The organism is Millionella massiliensis, assembly GCF_900104655.1.
Lineage (GTDB): Bacteria > Bacteroidota > Bacteroidia > Bacteroidales > Rikenellaceae > Rikenella > Rikenella massiliensis.
Genome location: NZ_FNWD01000002.1, coordinates 244494 through 259630 on the forward strand (window position 1 = coordinate 244494; position 15137 = coordinate 259630).

The 15137-nt window shown below is 51.0% G+C and carries 11 protein-coding genes; 4 read left to right on the forward strand and 7 right to left on the reverse strand.

Translation table 11 applies throughout. The features are described from left to right. Positions 1–294 precede the first annotated feature (294 nt). The 7 genes from BQ5379_RS00995 to BQ5379_RS01025 form a co-directional block, all read right to left on the reverse strand. Positions 295–3312: a fimbrial protein gene (locus BQ5379_RS00995; RefSeq protein WP_071133703.1), complete on the reverse strand. Its 3018-nt coding sequence runs from the start codon at positions 3310–3312 to the stop codon at positions 295–297. A 28-nt stretch (positions 3313–3340) separates the two neighbouring features. Then, positions 3341–3733: a hypothetical protein gene (locus BQ5379_RS11300; RefSeq protein ID WP_071133704.1), complete on the reverse strand. Its 393-nt coding sequence runs from the start codon at positions 3731–3733 to the stop codon at positions 3341–3343. Beyond that, on the reverse strand, positions 3733–4374 hold the full coding sequence (locus tag BQ5379_RS11305; protein WP_235846013.1) for a FimB/Mfa2 family fimbrial subunit: 642 nt from the start codon (positions 4372–4374) through the stop codon (positions 3733–3735). Before BQ5379_RS11305 ends, BQ5379_RS11300 begins: the two co-directional genes overlap by 1 nt. A gap of 39 nt (positions 4375–4413) precedes the next feature. Continuing rightward, a complete protein-coding gene (locus BQ5379_RS01010; RefSeq protein ID WP_071133706.1) occupies positions 4414–5379 on the reverse strand; it encodes a fimbrillin family protein in 966 nt (321 codons plus the stop codon). Between the two features lie 472 nt (positions 5380–5851). Further along, entirely contained in the window at positions 5852–6889 is a 1038-nt protein-coding gene (locus tag BQ5379_RS01015; protein WP_159431193.1) for a fimbrillin family protein, read from the reverse strand. Between the two features lie 54 nt (positions 6890–6943). Further along, the gene (locus tag BQ5379_RS01020; protein ID WP_394332048.1) at positions 6944–7975 is read right to left on the reverse strand and encodes a DUF5119 domain-containing protein; all 1032 of its coding nucleotides are present in this window, start codon (positions 7973–7975) and stop codon (positions 6944–6946) included. A 26-nt stretch (positions 7976–8001) separates the two neighbouring features. After that, positions 8002–9321, reverse strand: coding sequence for a DUF3575 domain-containing protein (locus BQ5379_RS01025; protein ID WP_071133709.1), 1320 nt, complete (start codon positions 9319–9321; stop codon positions 8002–8004). Positions 9322–10335: 1014 nt separating this feature from the next. Here BQ5379_RS01025 and BQ5379_RS01030 point away from each other — a divergent pair. Genes BQ5379_RS01030 through tssD form a run of 4 tightly spaced genes read left to right on the forward strand, consistent with a single transcriptional unit; the run spans position 10336 to position 15116 of the window. Continuing rightward, the gene (locus BQ5379_RS01030) at positions 10336–12777 is read left to right on the forward strand and encodes an AAA family ATPase (protein ID WP_071133710.1); all 2442 of its coding nucleotides are present in this window, start codon (positions 10336–10338) and stop codon (positions 12775–12777) included. Between the two features lie 57 nt (positions 12778–12834). Next, a complete protein-coding gene (locus BQ5379_RS01035; RefSeq protein ID WP_071133711.1) occupies positions 12835–13293 on the forward strand; it encodes a hypothetical protein in 459 nt (152 codons plus the stop codon). A gap of 18 nt (positions 13294–13311) precedes the next feature. After that, positions 13312–14685, forward strand: coding sequence for a type VI secretion system contractile sheath protein TssC (locus BQ5379_RS01040; protein ID WP_143039354.1), 1374 nt, complete (start codon positions 13312–13314; stop codon positions 14683–14685). A 38-nt stretch (positions 14686–14723) separates the two neighbouring features. Beyond that, entirely contained in the window at positions 14724–15116 is a 393-nt protein-coding gene (gene tssD / locus BQ5379_RS01045) for a type VI secretion system tube protein TssD (RefSeq protein ID WP_071133713.1), read from the forward strand. Positions 15117–15137: the final 21 nt, after the last annotated feature.

Consider the following 15137-nt stretch of genomic DNA (forward strand, 5'->3'; position numbering starts at 1 on the left):
GTAACTTATGATCGGTATGCAGGAAGTCGTTGTTCCCGGATTTATGCCTGATGAGTGGATCGTGGTGTTTGTTTTGGAAACGGCAACCATAGCCGAACTGCATTGACCTCTCACGTTCCGGAGAAAGGGTGATTCTGCGTAATGGTCGAATCGTGGTGACCCACCTTGGCTCCGGCAGATTCGGAGAGGGGAATGGGGCGAGGTTGAAAAAGCGAGTGCCCTGTTTCCCGATATACGGGAAACAGGGCACTCGTTATAGAGTTTGTCATCTTGTGAGGTCGGTTGTTACTGGTATTATTGCAGGTCTTTTACGCCGCGGGCATAGCCGCCGTCTGCGCTTGGACCGGTAGCGCCGATTGAGCTATTCTCTGCGTTAAAGCGGAAACCGCCATTTTTCCCTAATTCAGAGATGTTACGTCTACTGAAACTGGTATAGCTCATGTACATGGCTTTGCTGCTGTGATGGTAAAGTCCCCACCAATCTTCATAAGTTTTCCATGCATCACTGGGTAGTCGAGTTCCCATAATAAGCAGTTCGCGTAAATTCGGAACCCGGTATCCATTTGGCAGAGTCGCCGTTTGGAACCAATTCCAATCATTAAGATTGTTCCATGACATCTGATTCAATGCATTGACAGTTATACCGGGGGTACCGGAGGTGTAGTCGTCATTTATTCCAGCTACTCGGAATTTTCCGTAAGGACGGTTGTAGGGTGATTCGTCGTCGTGTTGGGGAAGTGAACCGGCTTCGAAACTCAAGCGCCGGGATTTTTCGCTCAAATTGGTTACGTCGATGATATATGTACCGTCGCTTTCAGCTTGTGTTACCTGAGGTATGAGTGCAGTCGGTTCTGTGTCCGGATCATCGAGATTGAGACCGAGATTACGAATGCACCGATAAGCATATTTTCCGCCCATATAGCCATTGGACGAAGTGTAACTTCCTAAAGCTACGCACTCCTCTGCCCACAGTACCCAGGGATTGCTTCCGTCATACGAACTACTGGTGTAGTGCCAGCGGGTTTGGTTCTCTCTGTCGGCGGCATTTTGAGGATAGAGGCGTGCGGCATCATCCAATGCGTATTCGCCGATATAGAGATCCACCAACTGGTCAATGGCGGCCAAATACCAGCGGATTTCATTGTCTTGAACGATGTTGTCGCCATTCAGGTCGCGGTTGCGGAGCAGCACAGCATGAACGGCATCCTGGTAGCTTGCGTTTAGGTCGTAATGGTCGGAGGTGTTCAAAACGTCCGTCCATTTAATGGATTTATTATCAGAATAGTTTGCTCCTAAAATACACTTTATGGTATTGAGGCGGCCGTTGCTGCGCGAACTTCCCTGGCTGACATCGCCGGGTGCCCAGCGAGTGCCTTCCATGCGGCTTTCCAAACCCCATATGGTGGGCAATTCGCTCTCGCTTTTCTTGGTGTTGTAAACCGTTCGGATGGACTTTTGTTTGAATGTTTGTATGGCTTCGATTACACTCGAAGCACCGTCGGGACTGTATTTGGAGCTTTCGCCGTTGATGAAGTAGAGCAGGCGGTCTTCGGCCTCGACATAGGTTCGCCATTGGTCGAGGTAGTCGGCGCCGCTTTTGGGATGCTTCACATAGACGTACTCATCGATGAATGCGGTGATGGCTACAGTTCCTGAGGTTTGCCCTGCGGCGTATTCCTCCTTCAGACGTTGAAGTAACTGGTGTACGTCGAGCATGCGTGCTTGGGTGTTTCCGAGCGCTGAGTAGTAGGGCGATTCTTTGCCTCCGTCGGTCCCTTTGTAGTTCTGATCGCCGGGATATTTGACATAGTGACTTGCATCTACTCCGTAATCGTCGTTAACGGCGAATTTGATCCACTTGTAGTCGTATATGCCGTTGTTCTCGGGAGTCTGGTTGCTGCTGAAATCGCCGTCGTAAATGGCTTTGCCAAACGGGGTCTGGATGCCCCACTTCATATCGGGCACTTTACTGCGATCGATGGTGATCAGTTCGCGGTCGTAGTGTGCATCGAGTTCGTGGAGGCCTTCCTGGCTGTAGATTACGTCGCCGTCATAGCCGGCGCGCGGTTCATCTTCTGCGAGGTCGGAGGTGACCTCTGTTACGATATTGTCAACTCCGCGCAGGGTGACGGTGTATGTGTAGTGGGTGTTGCGTTTGGTTTCGTAGTCGTTCGGGTCGCCGTTGGCGTAACCCAGGTGTACCGTAAAGGTGACGTTGGCATTGACGGTATAATTTTTGGAGTCCTGGTATGAAAGCGTACCGGACATTTCCACATAGGTCGAGTTCGCGGGTGCATAGGTAAAGGCTCCGTTCTCGAACTTCTGACCGGGTTTGTCGGTAAAGCTGCCTCCTTCGTTTACATGGTCGTGCTCTTCACGCAGGGCATAAAGGCTGGCTGCGTCGGTGGCTGCATCAGCAGGGATAGCTTTTGTCGGGGTCTTGCGGTTCTCAGGCATGTAAAAGACAAAGCCGCCCGAGGTATAGAGGTAGTTGTCATCCCGTGAAACAGTTTCGAACGGCATCGGGTCCGTAGCGAAATATTCACATTGGTCGCCGTCTGCATCGCCTGTTGTTTTGGCCAGCAGCATCGATTGGGCGGGAACGTTCACCACACGCCAACTCTCGGGGCGGAAATCGAAGTTGCTCCACAAGCCTTTCTTGTCTTCAGGAATCTCGGTCTTGACAATGAATTCTATTTTGGCATCGGTACGTTCGGGTTTCAGGGTGCAGGCCAGTTCGGATGTACCTGTTTCTGAACCGGGAATCGTAATGTGCGTGTTGTCCGGAGCATTATTGTCATACGCATAGCCGGTCATCATGAATTGGGTGGAACGTTCGACGGTTTGTTCCTGTAACTCCATGACGTATTGCTGCAGGGCGTCCAAGGATGTTATAGCGTTCATCTCAGCTTCGGTGACGTTGTAACTGGATTGGACGCCTGTTGTGGACAGGTTGGCAATACAGATCACCTGTGCATCATTCAGAGAGGTGGTGTTGATGGTAATGCTCCCCTTGTCGTAAGAGCCGTCGTAGCTTAACGTGGTGAAAAAGTTTCTGTAATGTACTTCACCGGCTGCGTTGAAGATGAATACATACAGGTTGTTCACGCGACTCTCATAGCTTGCGTCTTGCGCAGCTCGGGTTTCCACCCGGTTCTCGGCCGTGCTGAATGATAGGTTTACCTGTGTGGAGAGCCCTTCCTGCACTTTGCCGCCCCCTTGCGTCAGTGGATCTTTAGTACAGGAGGAGAACAATACCGCCAGAATCAGGGCTGGAAATAGTCGTTGTACGCTTGTCAGTCTCTTTTCCATAACTTGTAAAGGCAAATGGGGTAGGCGTTTAATTGAATGGAGGAACTTCGATTGAGTGTGTGTTCCAATCCTTGACTTCGAATTTTAATTGAATGCTGGCTTCTGCGCTGAGCGTAGCATGGATGTTGACCTGTTTGTTGCGGGCAATGGAGTTCAGTGCACCGCTGTTTTCATCGATAAAAGCCTTCGAAGGGTATGGGGCTGTGGTTGTTGTGAACCCAATGGTGTAGGGCGAGGGAGTGTTGTCCTTCCAGGCATACGATGGGTAGATGTAGCAGGCCAGGGTTTTGCTCTCGCCACCGGGAATCTCGATGGATACTCCGGGATACTCTTGGGTAGCGTAGGTCGTTTCGTCCGGTATGTCGAGGGTCGCTTCACGGAACAGGTAGAGTTGGTCGCCGAAAAACTGGCCGAACGTCATCAGGTGATGGTGATCGGGTTGCTTAGGGCATTGTTCATGATGATGTTGAGTTTGGCCACGGCGCGTTCCAGATTGACCTCGATCGTCTGCGGCGTGGGGCCGGGTTGGGCGATTTCGGCTTCGCGGTCGATCCAACTCATCGGCAGACCGTATTGCGCTATTTCGGACTCGGTGAAACGCTTGGGAAAATGCGTGCGCTGCTCGTCTATAATCCGTAACTTTTTCTTGTTCCCGATATCGACAAGGTCCTTCTCAAAGTCTTCGAAGTTGTCGTAATTTTTACCGAGTGCGGCTTCGTTGGCAATGGCGCAGATCATCACCTTACCGACCGGAACACCTTCGATGGTGAGATACCCACCGGTTATATCCTGATTATCGAATTTTTGGTTGATGATTTGTTTGTAATCTTGCGACAAGATCAGGATGCGCAGGGTGTTGATCTTGGTCTCGGCCTGTTGGTACTCTTCATCTGTGGTACGGGTGACGCTCGATTCGGCCATCGGTACGTGCAGGGTGATGGTGGCGGTGCGTCCGTCGTTTTCCCATGTTTGCGTCTCTTTGTCGCAACTGGTCAGCAGGCCGCTAACCAGTATGAGGGTGGCTAACAGGCGAGATTGGAGGGATTCGAATAGATGTTTCATACACATGGTGTTGTCGTCATTTGGGTTCTTTCGGCCATTTTACTGCCACGATACGGAGGTGTTTTCTTCGTCCCAGTCGAGAATTTGTACGTTGATGCTGAGCTGGGCGGCCGAGATGCTCAGGGTGTAGGCGTAATGCTCGCCGGCTTCCCACTGCTGTGTGGCGAGGTCGGAAAGTTTTACGGTGGCGGTGCGGTCTGTCGTTTCGTAGTCGTAGCGATAGCTGATCGTAATTTCAGCCGTCGACAGGTCGGTGTGCGGAGGTACCATCACGTCGCCCAGCATATCGACGGGAGTGGAGGTCGTGACCGGAATATCGGTTGCGGCAAAATAATTGTCGTCGGCGCTGCTCAAAACGGGGTTGCTCCAGGTTGAGCCTGTGCCGGCGGTGTGGGCAAAGTCTGCTTTGCAGGCTACGCCATTCAGTTTGAAGGAGGTGACGGTCAGATCGCGTCCCGCGGCTTTGACTTGAAACTGGAGTTTGGCCAGTTGGTGCTCGAAGCGGAACGATACGGGACCCGGATCCTGATTTGCCTGGGGCGTGATGCCGCTTTGAGAGGCGATCATCAGGTCGTGGCTCTGAGTCGCATCGAAGTCGTCTATCGACAGGTCGCCGGTTTGTGAACATATCACGGTAGTTGCATTTCCCAAGTCCTCCGTTGCGGGGAAGAGGGCCTGGAAATTGTAAGTGTAACCGACGTACCAGTATTTGACACCTTCATAGCCCCATGCCGTGGCCGCAGTGGACCAGCTGACGTTTTCGTGATCGAATACCTGGCCGGCAACCGAACCGTCTTTGCTGTACCAGCCCCATACCGAGAAGGCGTTACCGTCGCTTTGTAGTTCTCCCACGTTGTTTATGGCAGAGCGGGTCAGGGCGGGGGAGCTGAAACGAATCGGTTGCGTGGCTGGTTCGTTCGTCTTGCTCTTTGTACAGGACGAGGCCAGTAGTAGGGTCACGATTGGTAGAACCACGCTTTTGATTCTGTGATTTCTTTTGTTCATACCTTGTACCGATGTTTTTTGCGTTTCGTAATGGTTTCTCTGTGCATGTTGCACGAAAAAGAGACGAACTGTGGCCAGTAGATCCCGGATGACATTTGTTTCGAGATGCAGGGAGGCTGTCTCTGTCTGTGGAAAGTTGGTCGGTCAGTGACTCTAACTTTCGTATTGGCGACCGGGAGGGGAACATTCAACCCCGCCCGGCCTAAGTGTCGGGATAGCTCCACACTGGGCGCAATGGTGCTTTCTGGTATTTTCGGAGCTGTCCGGTTTTGCGTCTGGGGTGGTTGTCTGTTGTCTGAAATCTCGTGTTTTGTTACAGAGGCTGGCTTCAGCATTTGGAGGATCCGGATCTTTGTATTCCGATTGTTTCCCTTTATACCAGTACCTAAGTACAGTGCGAGAGAATCTTCGTGACAGACGTATCCACTTCGACTTTAGCCTGTGGGTATAAGGCTTCGAAATGGAGAACTTATTACAGTTCTATATCGCTGCTACCAGCCGATGATCCCCAGTCGGAAACGGAGGCGGCGAATTCGATGGGATAAGCGCTTGAGATGTTGGCTTGCTTCAGCTTGACAGTGTAGGTGTAGATGTTATTCACGGCCCATTGTGCGGTGGGAATGGTGGTGCTTAAGGTATGGGGATCGCCAATATTTACCCATTCTTCCCCTGTTGACAGCGGAGCCTGTTCCTGTAATTGAACAGTGAAACTCAGGGTGAAGCCTCCTTGAGGGCTTTGGGGGATAACGTAGAAAGTCTGTCCTACATCTTCTGTTGCAGAGCCAACGATGGATTCATCGGTAACCGTATAAGTTTGGTCAGACGTAAAGGTGACGTTCGAAGCATCAGCGGCTGTAGTCCAACTGAAAGCGCCGGTAGTGTTGGCATACGTCGCTTTGCCCAGAATCCCTTGTCCTGCCATAGTACTGGCTCCGCTGACTTGGAGGTCGTTGATAACAAGTCGGGTATTATTCCCGAAGTCTGCGTTTTTTTGGAAGACAAAACGCAACTTGGAAAGAATGTGCCCTAATGCAAAAGATACTGTCGGCTGGGTCGAAATGTTTTCAGCAGTAATCTCAATTGGGCCTTGTTCTGCATATACCAGGTCATACTGATTCGCGTTGTCAACGGTTGCCAGCAGTTCCATGTGGCCGCTGCCATAATCGAAATCGACTGAAAGGTTATTGTCATTGGCACCGGGATAGATGGCTGCGAATTTATAGGTGCTTCCTTCTACCCAATATTTGATGTTATCGTATTGCCAATCGGTACCTTTGTACACTCTTTCTCCGTTGAATAGGTTTTGACTTTTGTCAGAACCACCATATACGTAAAATTCCGATAGGCTAGTGTTGGTAGTACCTTCGTCGCCCGTTAGTGTTTTTGTGGAGTTGTTTACGATGGGTTCGAAACCGATAGCTTTACTGCTGCTTTGGTTCGTTACTTCGCTTTTTGTACAGCCTACCAGGGCCGCTGCTGCCATGCCAAGCAGAAAAAGATTTGTTTTCATAATATAATGTATTGAAAAATGAGACATTAGACTAAGATCTTTATTTTGGGGCGACTACATCGGGATTTCTATTTCGTGCCTTTCTCCCCAGTCGTCTACTGTTACGTCAAAACCCGATCCGCCGCTTTCACCCTCTTCGTCTGTTATTTCCAGTCCGCTGACGACGATGACGCCTCCGCGCGGTTGGTTTTCGATTTGGTCGGTGATGTCCCGTTCGAAGGTTTTGTATTCGCCGTTGTGCAGGCGCACTTCGAGTTGCAGGCTGTAGTTGCGGGTGGCGCGTGTGCTGCTCGCGGATGGATTGGTCTCGCCGGGATGAAAGTCAGGGATGCCGAACGAATTGACTTGTGCCGATGAACCCCAGTCACATACCGTGGCATCGAAAAATACGGTGGCTGCCTCGGTACCTGTCTTGCCGTTGTGCAGATAGACGCTCTCGGCCATGCCGGCCAGCGCTCCGCGAGCCAACGCTACGTATTGGGCGCCGTGGCTGAATTCAAACCGGATGGCATAGGTGTATACCAGCGGGTGAAGCTCGACGGGCAGAACGTCCGCTTCGTAGGTGGGTTTGGCTACGTAGCTCTCCACATAGCTGCTGTACAGAACGTCGGGTTGCGAAACGGTACGCTCTCCGGCGTGCATCTCCTCGAATCCGACCCGGGTGCGGGTACGGGTGGTTACGCTCACCGTACCTGTCGCGGGATCGTCGTTGAATACGATGTACTCGGTGTCGTTGTTGTAGAATTGTATGGTGTGTTCTCCCTCGACCATTGCAAGACGTCCACCTTCGGCGGGCAGGTTGCGTTCGTCGCGCGTTCCGTTTGGCGTGTAGAGTACTGCACGTATGCCGTCGGGTACTTCAGGGCGCAGATCATTGTATGCCATCCATTCGTCCCATCCCTGATCGCTCCAGGACTCTTCCCATCCGGTTCCGTGGTCACGTTCCCATTCTTGTTCCCAAGTGGCGGTGACATCCACTTTTACGGATGCTCCGTGTGAATCGTGGTCGTAACACAAATCCTTGCGGCAGGAGGTCAGGCCGACCAACAAGGCTGCGGCGCATACGGCGCCTACGTGTGTGGACATGTTTTTCATAGTGATAAATCCTGTCTTCATTTCCCGCCTCCTTTCGTCTTGTCGGTGTTCCACAGACGCCATGCCAGTGCCAGTTTCAACTTCAGCGGACCGAAGTAGTTCAGACGACTGGTCTTCTGATAGACGTAGTGCGTGTCACCCATATAGGATACGGGTTGATATTCCTCATATTTACTGTGCATGTATCCGATTCCAATACCGGCCTCCAGCGAAAGCCGACGTCCGATGGGGAACATGTAGCCGTAGCTGAGGCCGACCATCTCGGCTTCACCCTGATAGCCGCGTTTCCCGTTTTCGAGGTCGTACCACGTGTAACCGCCGAACAGGCCGAGATAGTGGCCGTGCCAGGTATTTTCTTTCTGGCCGAACCACCAGCGTACTTCAGGGCTGATGGTAGCCACCTGATAGTACTTGTGTTTGCGATCGTTGTGCCACCAGGCCATGTCGCCCTCGAGGTTCACCGTCCAACGGTCGTGGAAACGATACTCTATTTCCAGTGACGGCATCAAAATTGCATCGTATAGCAGGTTAGTCTTCAGGGCCAGCCGGTGAGATGCTGCCAGCTTGGATGTTTCATCTGTGATATTCCCTTGAGCCTGCTGTTGATTGGCGGGTGATTCCTTTTGTGACGTTCCTGGGGTTGTGTCTTTTCCTGTGACTCCTTGGGCTTGAGACGTTTCTTTATCATTGTTGGACAGGGCAATCGTGCCTTCCGGACTGGATGTTCCGTCAGTGATATTCGGGGTGTTGTCCCCGGAAGTCTGATAATTAATCACAGAGAGACTGGTCCGCAATTCCGGGAAAAAATGCTCTTGCATGTATTTGTACGGATTGCCGCCGTGCAGATCCATCAGTTGTTTTTTACGACCGTCAATGATGCGGCCGGCGTCATCGAATACCCATACAGGAGTATTGTCAAGGATATTCAGTACTTCTTCCTTGTAGCGCATGTCGGATGCTGCGACTTTGTCGCGGAGTAGTTCCCATGCGATACCTTCGCCCTGGGTGCTGATAATGCTGCATGGGATTCCGGCATTGCGTACTACATAGGCTTTGAGTGAATCGGCACGTCGTTCCGATAGCCGTTCGTTGTAGAGACTGACACCATCGGGCGATGCCCATGAGCGTATCACTACATTGTTGAGGTGTCCTGAGGCGTGTTGTTTGCGTAGAGCTTCTATGAACCGGCTTAGTTCGGCGCTGTTGTTCCGGTAGTTGACATCCACTTCGCGGTGTCCTCGCCGGTAAAAAATCCGAGCAGAATCCAATGTGTTCTGCGACCATGACTCTGTGCTGGCGAGAACCGCTAGGAGGCCTATCAGTAAAGTCTTCTTCATGCGATATTCGTTTAAAGATTGATCTGACTTTATTTACGTGAGATCGTGGATAAATTGTAGTCTCTGTGTTGTATGATGCTACTTTTAGATAAAAGTGGGGTTCTTTCTTGCTTTAGAATAGTTGGCGAATCATTGGGGAATATTTGATGTTAAAAATGGAATGGGGTTGGATAGTTGGGGAGGAATTACGTTTGTTTGTGGTGTTCCGAGAATGGCATAACGCCTGGTGGATGATGTTGTGTTGCTGATAATTTTTTAAAGATCAATTTGTTAGTATGGTTTTATGGTGGGTTTTATTTATCGAGTCAGATTATAAGTTGTTGGTGCGCACGAGCCTCTCTCCTCTTGTCTGGTATGTTTGTGGAGGGACGCTTGGGTGTCTATAGAGTGTGTGACTTGCGATTTTTAAGCGTATTTTAAATGCAAAAATATATATTATTTTTATTGTGCAATAATAATTGGGTCTGTGTCTGTGATAAATTATTTTTTACGAATTAAAATAGTTATTGTTTTTATCTTTGAAATTATAATATTGCGTTTGATTTTAATGATAGTGTTTTCTGTTGTTATGGTCTTAGGATGTTTGTGAAAATAGGAGGGTGGGGACGTGTGGTTTTATTCGTGTTGTGTGATTGACCCTTTTTTTTGGGGGGGGGAGGGCTGTTTTGTAATGTTGAAAAACATATCCTGGCGGTTTGTATTGGGGTATGGTGGAACGCAGTAGAGGTGTAGCTGTGGGGGAGTGAATTGGTGGATTGTGTTAGTGAGGGATGAAGTTGTGGTGTATAATTGTAAATGGGGTTATTGTCTTTTAAAGGACTTTGAAAAACAAGGAACAAGTAAGTGTTGTTGAGTTTATGTTAAACTGAATTGTAATCCTTGTTTGGTTGTTGTGAAACTGATTTTTTTCGTCCTTGCTGTAGATTCTTTGTTTTATGCGTTTTGCTTTACGAGAAATATAAGTAACTTTACCCACGGTGGACGCGTTGTACGCCGTTAAATATTCGTGTGATTATGAGTACCATAAAAGATGTGGCGAATTCCTTTGCCGAAGAATATTGTAGCGACGCGATTTATCCTTCCCATCTGTTCAAAGCCATACTGCATAAAAGTGTGGGATTGGTTCATTTTCTGGAAACCGATCTGGATAAGGATTATTACTATCTTCAGGAGTGGGCCGACGTGCAAATGCAGCTTTCTCCACGGGCTGCGCGACCATTAAAGAATCTGGACTATTCGGACGAGGCGAAAGCCGTAATCGAAGAGGCTGAGTCGTATCAGGCCAAATTCGGAATGGCCGAGTGCGAGCCGGTGTGTATCCTGGCGTCACTCGTCACTCCGGGTGTGGGGTTCACTTTCGATCAGCTGAAAACGCTGCCTGTTACTCCGGCCGAGATCGAAGAGAAACTGGCGCTCTCGGGAGGTGCTACTGCGGCTGCCGATACCGGTCGGCCGGCAGGTGCATCGGCGGGAGCGAAAGGAACGGTCGGGAAATATTGTGTGGACAAAGTCGAAGAAGCGCGCAGCGGAAAACTGCCTCCGGTGGTCGGTTTTGAAAACGAGATATCCGTTATTTTTGAGATACTGGGTCGCAAGACCAAATCCAACCTGCTGATAACCGGCGAATCGGGTGTGGGGAAAACCTCCCTGATCCATGCTTTTGTCAAAGAGCTTTGTGACGGGCATACCCCTTCGTTTCTGGAGCATGCCGCAGCGTATGAACTCGATTTGGCCAGTCTGGGAGCCGATGCCTACAAAGGCGAGGTGGAAGACCGCCTCAAAAACGTACTGCGGGAGATCCGCGAACAACCCAATGCGATTCTGATTATTGAGTCGATCGACAAACTGTTCGATAAACAGGGCAGTCTGTATGGAGCCTCATCCGTGCTGAAGCAGGAGTTGAACTGGGGCAATCTGTCGTTGCTCTGCACGGCCTCGATCGACGGTTATACCAAGAACATCGAGACCGACAAGGAGTTTGTGAACAAACTCGAGAAAATTACCCTCGAGGAGCCCAATGCCGATCTGTGCCTGCGTATCCTGAAAGGCGCAATCGGACCCTATGTCGAATACCATCAGCTCACGGTGGACGAACCGGTGATGGTGGACGCCATTCGGTTGTCCAAACGCTATCTGCGGGAAAAATCGCTGCCCGATTCCGCATTCGACCTGATCGACCGCACCATGGCGCTGGTCAAGACCATGAACGACATGTCGGCCGGGGATGTCGCCCGGTTGCAGGGTGAACTGACCCGGATTGCCGGGCGGCTCGACACGGAAGAGCAGAGCCGGGTGATGACCGATCTGGAGTGGCTCTATTATACGCTGGTTCATCAGATCAGTTGTATCCTGATGGCACAGTTGGAAGACGAAGCCGATTTTGCGAAGATGGCAACCCCGCAGGAGCGGATCGACTACTTGCAAAAGATGCTCGATCGGCTGGCTGAGTTGAGCGCCGGGAAACGCACGGCGCTGGAGAGTTCCGATCTCTTCGCCGTGGTGGCCAAGCAGACCGGCATTCCGTTGGGCAAAGTGCAGTCTCGGGAACGCGACCGGCTCATCAACGCCGAATCCATGTTGAAGCGACGGGTCGTGGGGCAGGACCATGCCGTCAAGATCGTACTCGACGCCGTCTTCGAATCACGCTCCGGATTGAACAAAAAGGGACAACCGATGGGGTCGTTCTTCTTCCTGGGGCCGACCGGTACCGGCAAAACCGAGTTGTCGAAAGCGCTGGCCGCCTTCCTGTTTGAAGACGAATCCTCGCTGATCCGATTCGATATGTCCGAATTCAAGGAGGAACACTCCGTGGCACTGCTGTACGGAGCGCCTCCGGGATACGTGGGTTACGAAGAAGGGGGGCTGCTGGTCAACAAAATCCGTCAGAAACCCTACTCCGTGGTGCTGTTCGACGAGATCGAAAAGGCCCACAAGTCGGTGTTCGACCTCTTCCTGCAAATCCTCGACGAAGGCAAGCTGCACGACCGGCTGGGACGGGTGGGGGACTTCTCGAATGCCCTGATTCTGTTCACCTCCAACATCGGCAGCCAGTTCGTCGTCGATTCGTTCAACCAGGGGAGCGTTCCGCGGAACAGTGACCTGATGGACATCATGCAGAACTACTTCCGGCCCGAATTCCTGGGACGTCTGACCGAGATCGTCCCCTTCTCGCCGATCACGGAAGATACGGTGACCCGCATTTTCGACATCCACCTCAAAGGGCTGCTCAAACTGTTGGAAGAACAGGATATTCAACTCAGCATCAGTCCCGAGGTCAAACGCGAAATCGCCATGATGGGATTCAATCCGCAGTATGGGGCCCGTCCGCTGATCGGAACCATCCGCAAGCAGTTGCGCCACCCCCTTTCAAAATTGATCATCTCCGGGAAGATCAAATCGGGCGATACGGTCGAAGTGCGGATGAAGGACGGCGAACCGGAATTCGTGACGCTGTAAAACCGGGCAATAGTTGTGAATAAGAAATAATCATCATAAAGACAGAAAATTATGGCAATGAAAGAGAATTTTATCTCGATGGCGCCGGATGAGGAGTCCAACGCGAAAGTCAGCCCGATCGACAATAATAAAACGTTGATGATCGACCAGTACACCTCCGACGTGGAACCCGGAAATCCGGAATTCGTGGAAGATATCCAAACCATCAACGATGCGTTTGCACATTTCAAACCCTCGGTCGAAGTCGACTTTGTGGATGAAGAGGGCGGTTCGGTCAACGAAGTGCTCCACTTCAGCGAACTGCGCGACTTCGAAGCACAGGGCGGGAAGGGGCGGCTGGTCGAAAACAGCCAGTTCCTGTCGAGCGTCAAACGCAAGATCGATACCAGTACCAAGATCCGCAAAAGCATCGAACAGAACCGCAAACTGCGCGATATTCTGAAAAACAGCTCGGCGAAAGAGGAGCTCAAAGAGATGTTGCAGGCCATGCTGGATGAGTTGGAAAGTAATAAATAACCGTTAAAATTGAGAATCATGGCAGAAACAGAAATGCAGAAAAGCAACGTGGCTGCTCAAAATACGGCGGCCGATGCTCAACAGGCCTCTCAGCCGTCACAGGGGAAGGACCTTTCCCAGTTGTTGTCCGCCTTCGGCGGGTTCAATGCCGTTCGCGGATTCATGCCCGATGCCGATAATCTGAACCCGGCCCGGAAAGCGGCTAAAGCCGTCTTCCTGTCCGACAAACGGTTCAAGGACAAACGCGAAAACCTGATCAACGAAATCAAAGGCTGGCTCGAAATCCTGAACGAAGGCCACGAAAGCGCCACCGAATTTGTCGATTCCTGCAAGGCCAAAGAGGAAAAATATACCCAGGTGCTGAGCCAGGGGATTACCGACGCCCTCTTCGCGACGGCCAATCTCGAACGTTCGTACCGTGCGCTGGACGCATTCTTCAAAACGGCCAATACCGACAAGGTGAAAAACCTGCGTATTATCAACGTCTACAAGGATGACATTGCTGACAGCGATTCAGGATTCGCCCAGGAGGTCGACACCCTGTTGCGCAACGGGTTTGACCGTCTGAGCCTGAAGGATTGCTACAGCCTGATGGTTGTGCCCGGCAACGTGTTCCAGGACAAACCGACCCTGTTGCAGTGGGCCAAGATCGCTTTCAAGTACAAAGTCATGCTGATTACGGACCACGCCGACGAGTACTCGTTCGACGACCTCTTCTCCAATACCGAATGGTACCGCGACAGCGACATTGAGCTGCAAAACGTGATCATGACGGCCAACTGGCTCGTGGGCCGCGACTCGGAAAAACTCTCCGAAGACGAAAAGGACAGCCCCGCATTCTACATTTGCAGTTCGGGAGCACTGGCCGGCAAACTCTACGACGAGAGCGCCAACATGGCACAGGGAGCCGGTGGTAAGAAGTACGGTACGCTGGACGGCGTCAAAGGTGTGAAACTCGATCTGCTGAAGTCCGAAATCGCCGCTCTGATGGACAACCAGGTGATCCCGATGGTCTATTCCGAAGGCCGTGTCATGGCATTCAACAACACGACCCTCTACAACGGCGACAACACGGCCATGAAAGAGTACCCGATCGTGCGCGTATTCGACTGGGTGAAGAAGGTGCTTATGAACTACGTCCACGAAGTGGCGCTCGAAAACTGGGATCCGTACAACTCGCCCAAAAACCTGAAGGCCAAGATTCAGTCCTTCCTGAATGACTATAAGGGCTACGGCAATCTGTTCCAGAACTATGAGATCAAGGAACCGACCCAGGATCCTGCAACCAAACGCATCACCTGCGACATCAGCCTGACGCCGTTCTATTCGGCCAAGAACTTTATCATCAAAGTATCTGCGGACAAGAAGGACAAAGATGTTCAGATGGCATAGTTAGAGAAAGCTCGGTTTAATTTTAAAAACGTGAAATTATGGCGAAAACACCTGTCAAACTGGAAATAGACGGTTATAAAGCTCGGGAAGTCATGATGGTCAAATATGAATTTGACCAGGCGACAGACGTGGAAGGACAAATGTCGGGTATTCCGCGCGGTGGCAAGATCAAAATCCGCGTTAAGGCCCTCAACGATGGTACTCCGGACCTGATGGCCTGGATGGTCGAACGCAACCTGCCCAAAAACGGGGTGATTACCTTCCTCGAAACGAAAACCGGTAAGAATATGAAAACCATTCGGTTCACGAACGGATACTGCGTGAACTTCGAGGAGAAATGGGAAGACAAGAAAGGTCATTTCGAAGAGATCGAGATCACATGTCAGAAGATCGAATTCGAGTCGGTCGTTTTTGAAAACGATTGGGCTTAACGGAATGGTTTTATGTTTAAT

What these genes read in the sequence shown, in the direction of transcription:
- BQ5379_RS00995 (WP_071133703.1), bottom strand. Translation starts at nt 3,312, where the DNA reads ATGGAAAAGAGACTGACAAGCGTACAACGACTATTTCCAGCCCTGATT.
- BQ5379_RS11300 (WP_071133704.1), bottom strand. Translation starts at nt 3,733, where the DNA reads ATGACGTTCGGCCAGTTTTTCGGCGACCAACTCTACCTGTTCCGTGAA.
- BQ5379_RS11305 (WP_235846013.1), bottom strand. Translation starts at nt 4,374, where the DNA reads ATGAAACATCTATTCGAATCCCTCCAATCTCGCCTGTTAGCCACCCTC.
- BQ5379_RS01010 (WP_071133706.1), bottom strand. Translation starts at nt 5,379, where the DNA reads ATGAACAAAAGAAATCACAGAATCAAAAGCGTGGTTCTACCAATCGTG.
- BQ5379_RS01015 (WP_159431193.1), bottom strand. Translation starts at nt 6,889, where the DNA reads ATGAAAACAAATCTTTTTCTGCTTGGCATGGCAGCAGCGGCCCTGGTA.
- BQ5379_RS01020 (WP_394332048.1), bottom strand. Translation starts at nt 7,975, where the DNA reads ATGTCCACACACGTAGGCGCCGTATGCGCCGCAGCCTTGTTGGTCGGC.
- BQ5379_RS01025 (WP_071133709.1), bottom strand. Translation starts at nt 9,321, where the DNA reads ATGAAGAAGACTTTACTGATAGGCCTCCTAGCGGTTCTCGCCAGCACA.
- BQ5379_RS01030 (WP_071133710.1), top strand. Translation starts at nt 10,336, where the DNA reads ATGAGTACCATAAAAGATGTGGCGAATTCCTTTGCCGAAGAATATTGT.
- BQ5379_RS01035 (WP_071133711.1), top strand. Translation starts at nt 12,835, where the DNA reads ATGAAAGAGAATTTTATCTCGATGGCGCCGGATGAGGAGTCCAACGCG.
- BQ5379_RS01040 (WP_143039354.1), top strand. Translation starts at nt 13,312, where the DNA reads ATGGCAGAAACAGAAATGCAGAAAAGCAACGTGGCTGCTCAAAATACG.
- tssD (WP_071133713.1), top strand. Translation starts at nt 14,724, where the DNA reads ATGGCGAAAACACCTGTCAAACTGGAAATAGACGGTTATAAAGCTCGG.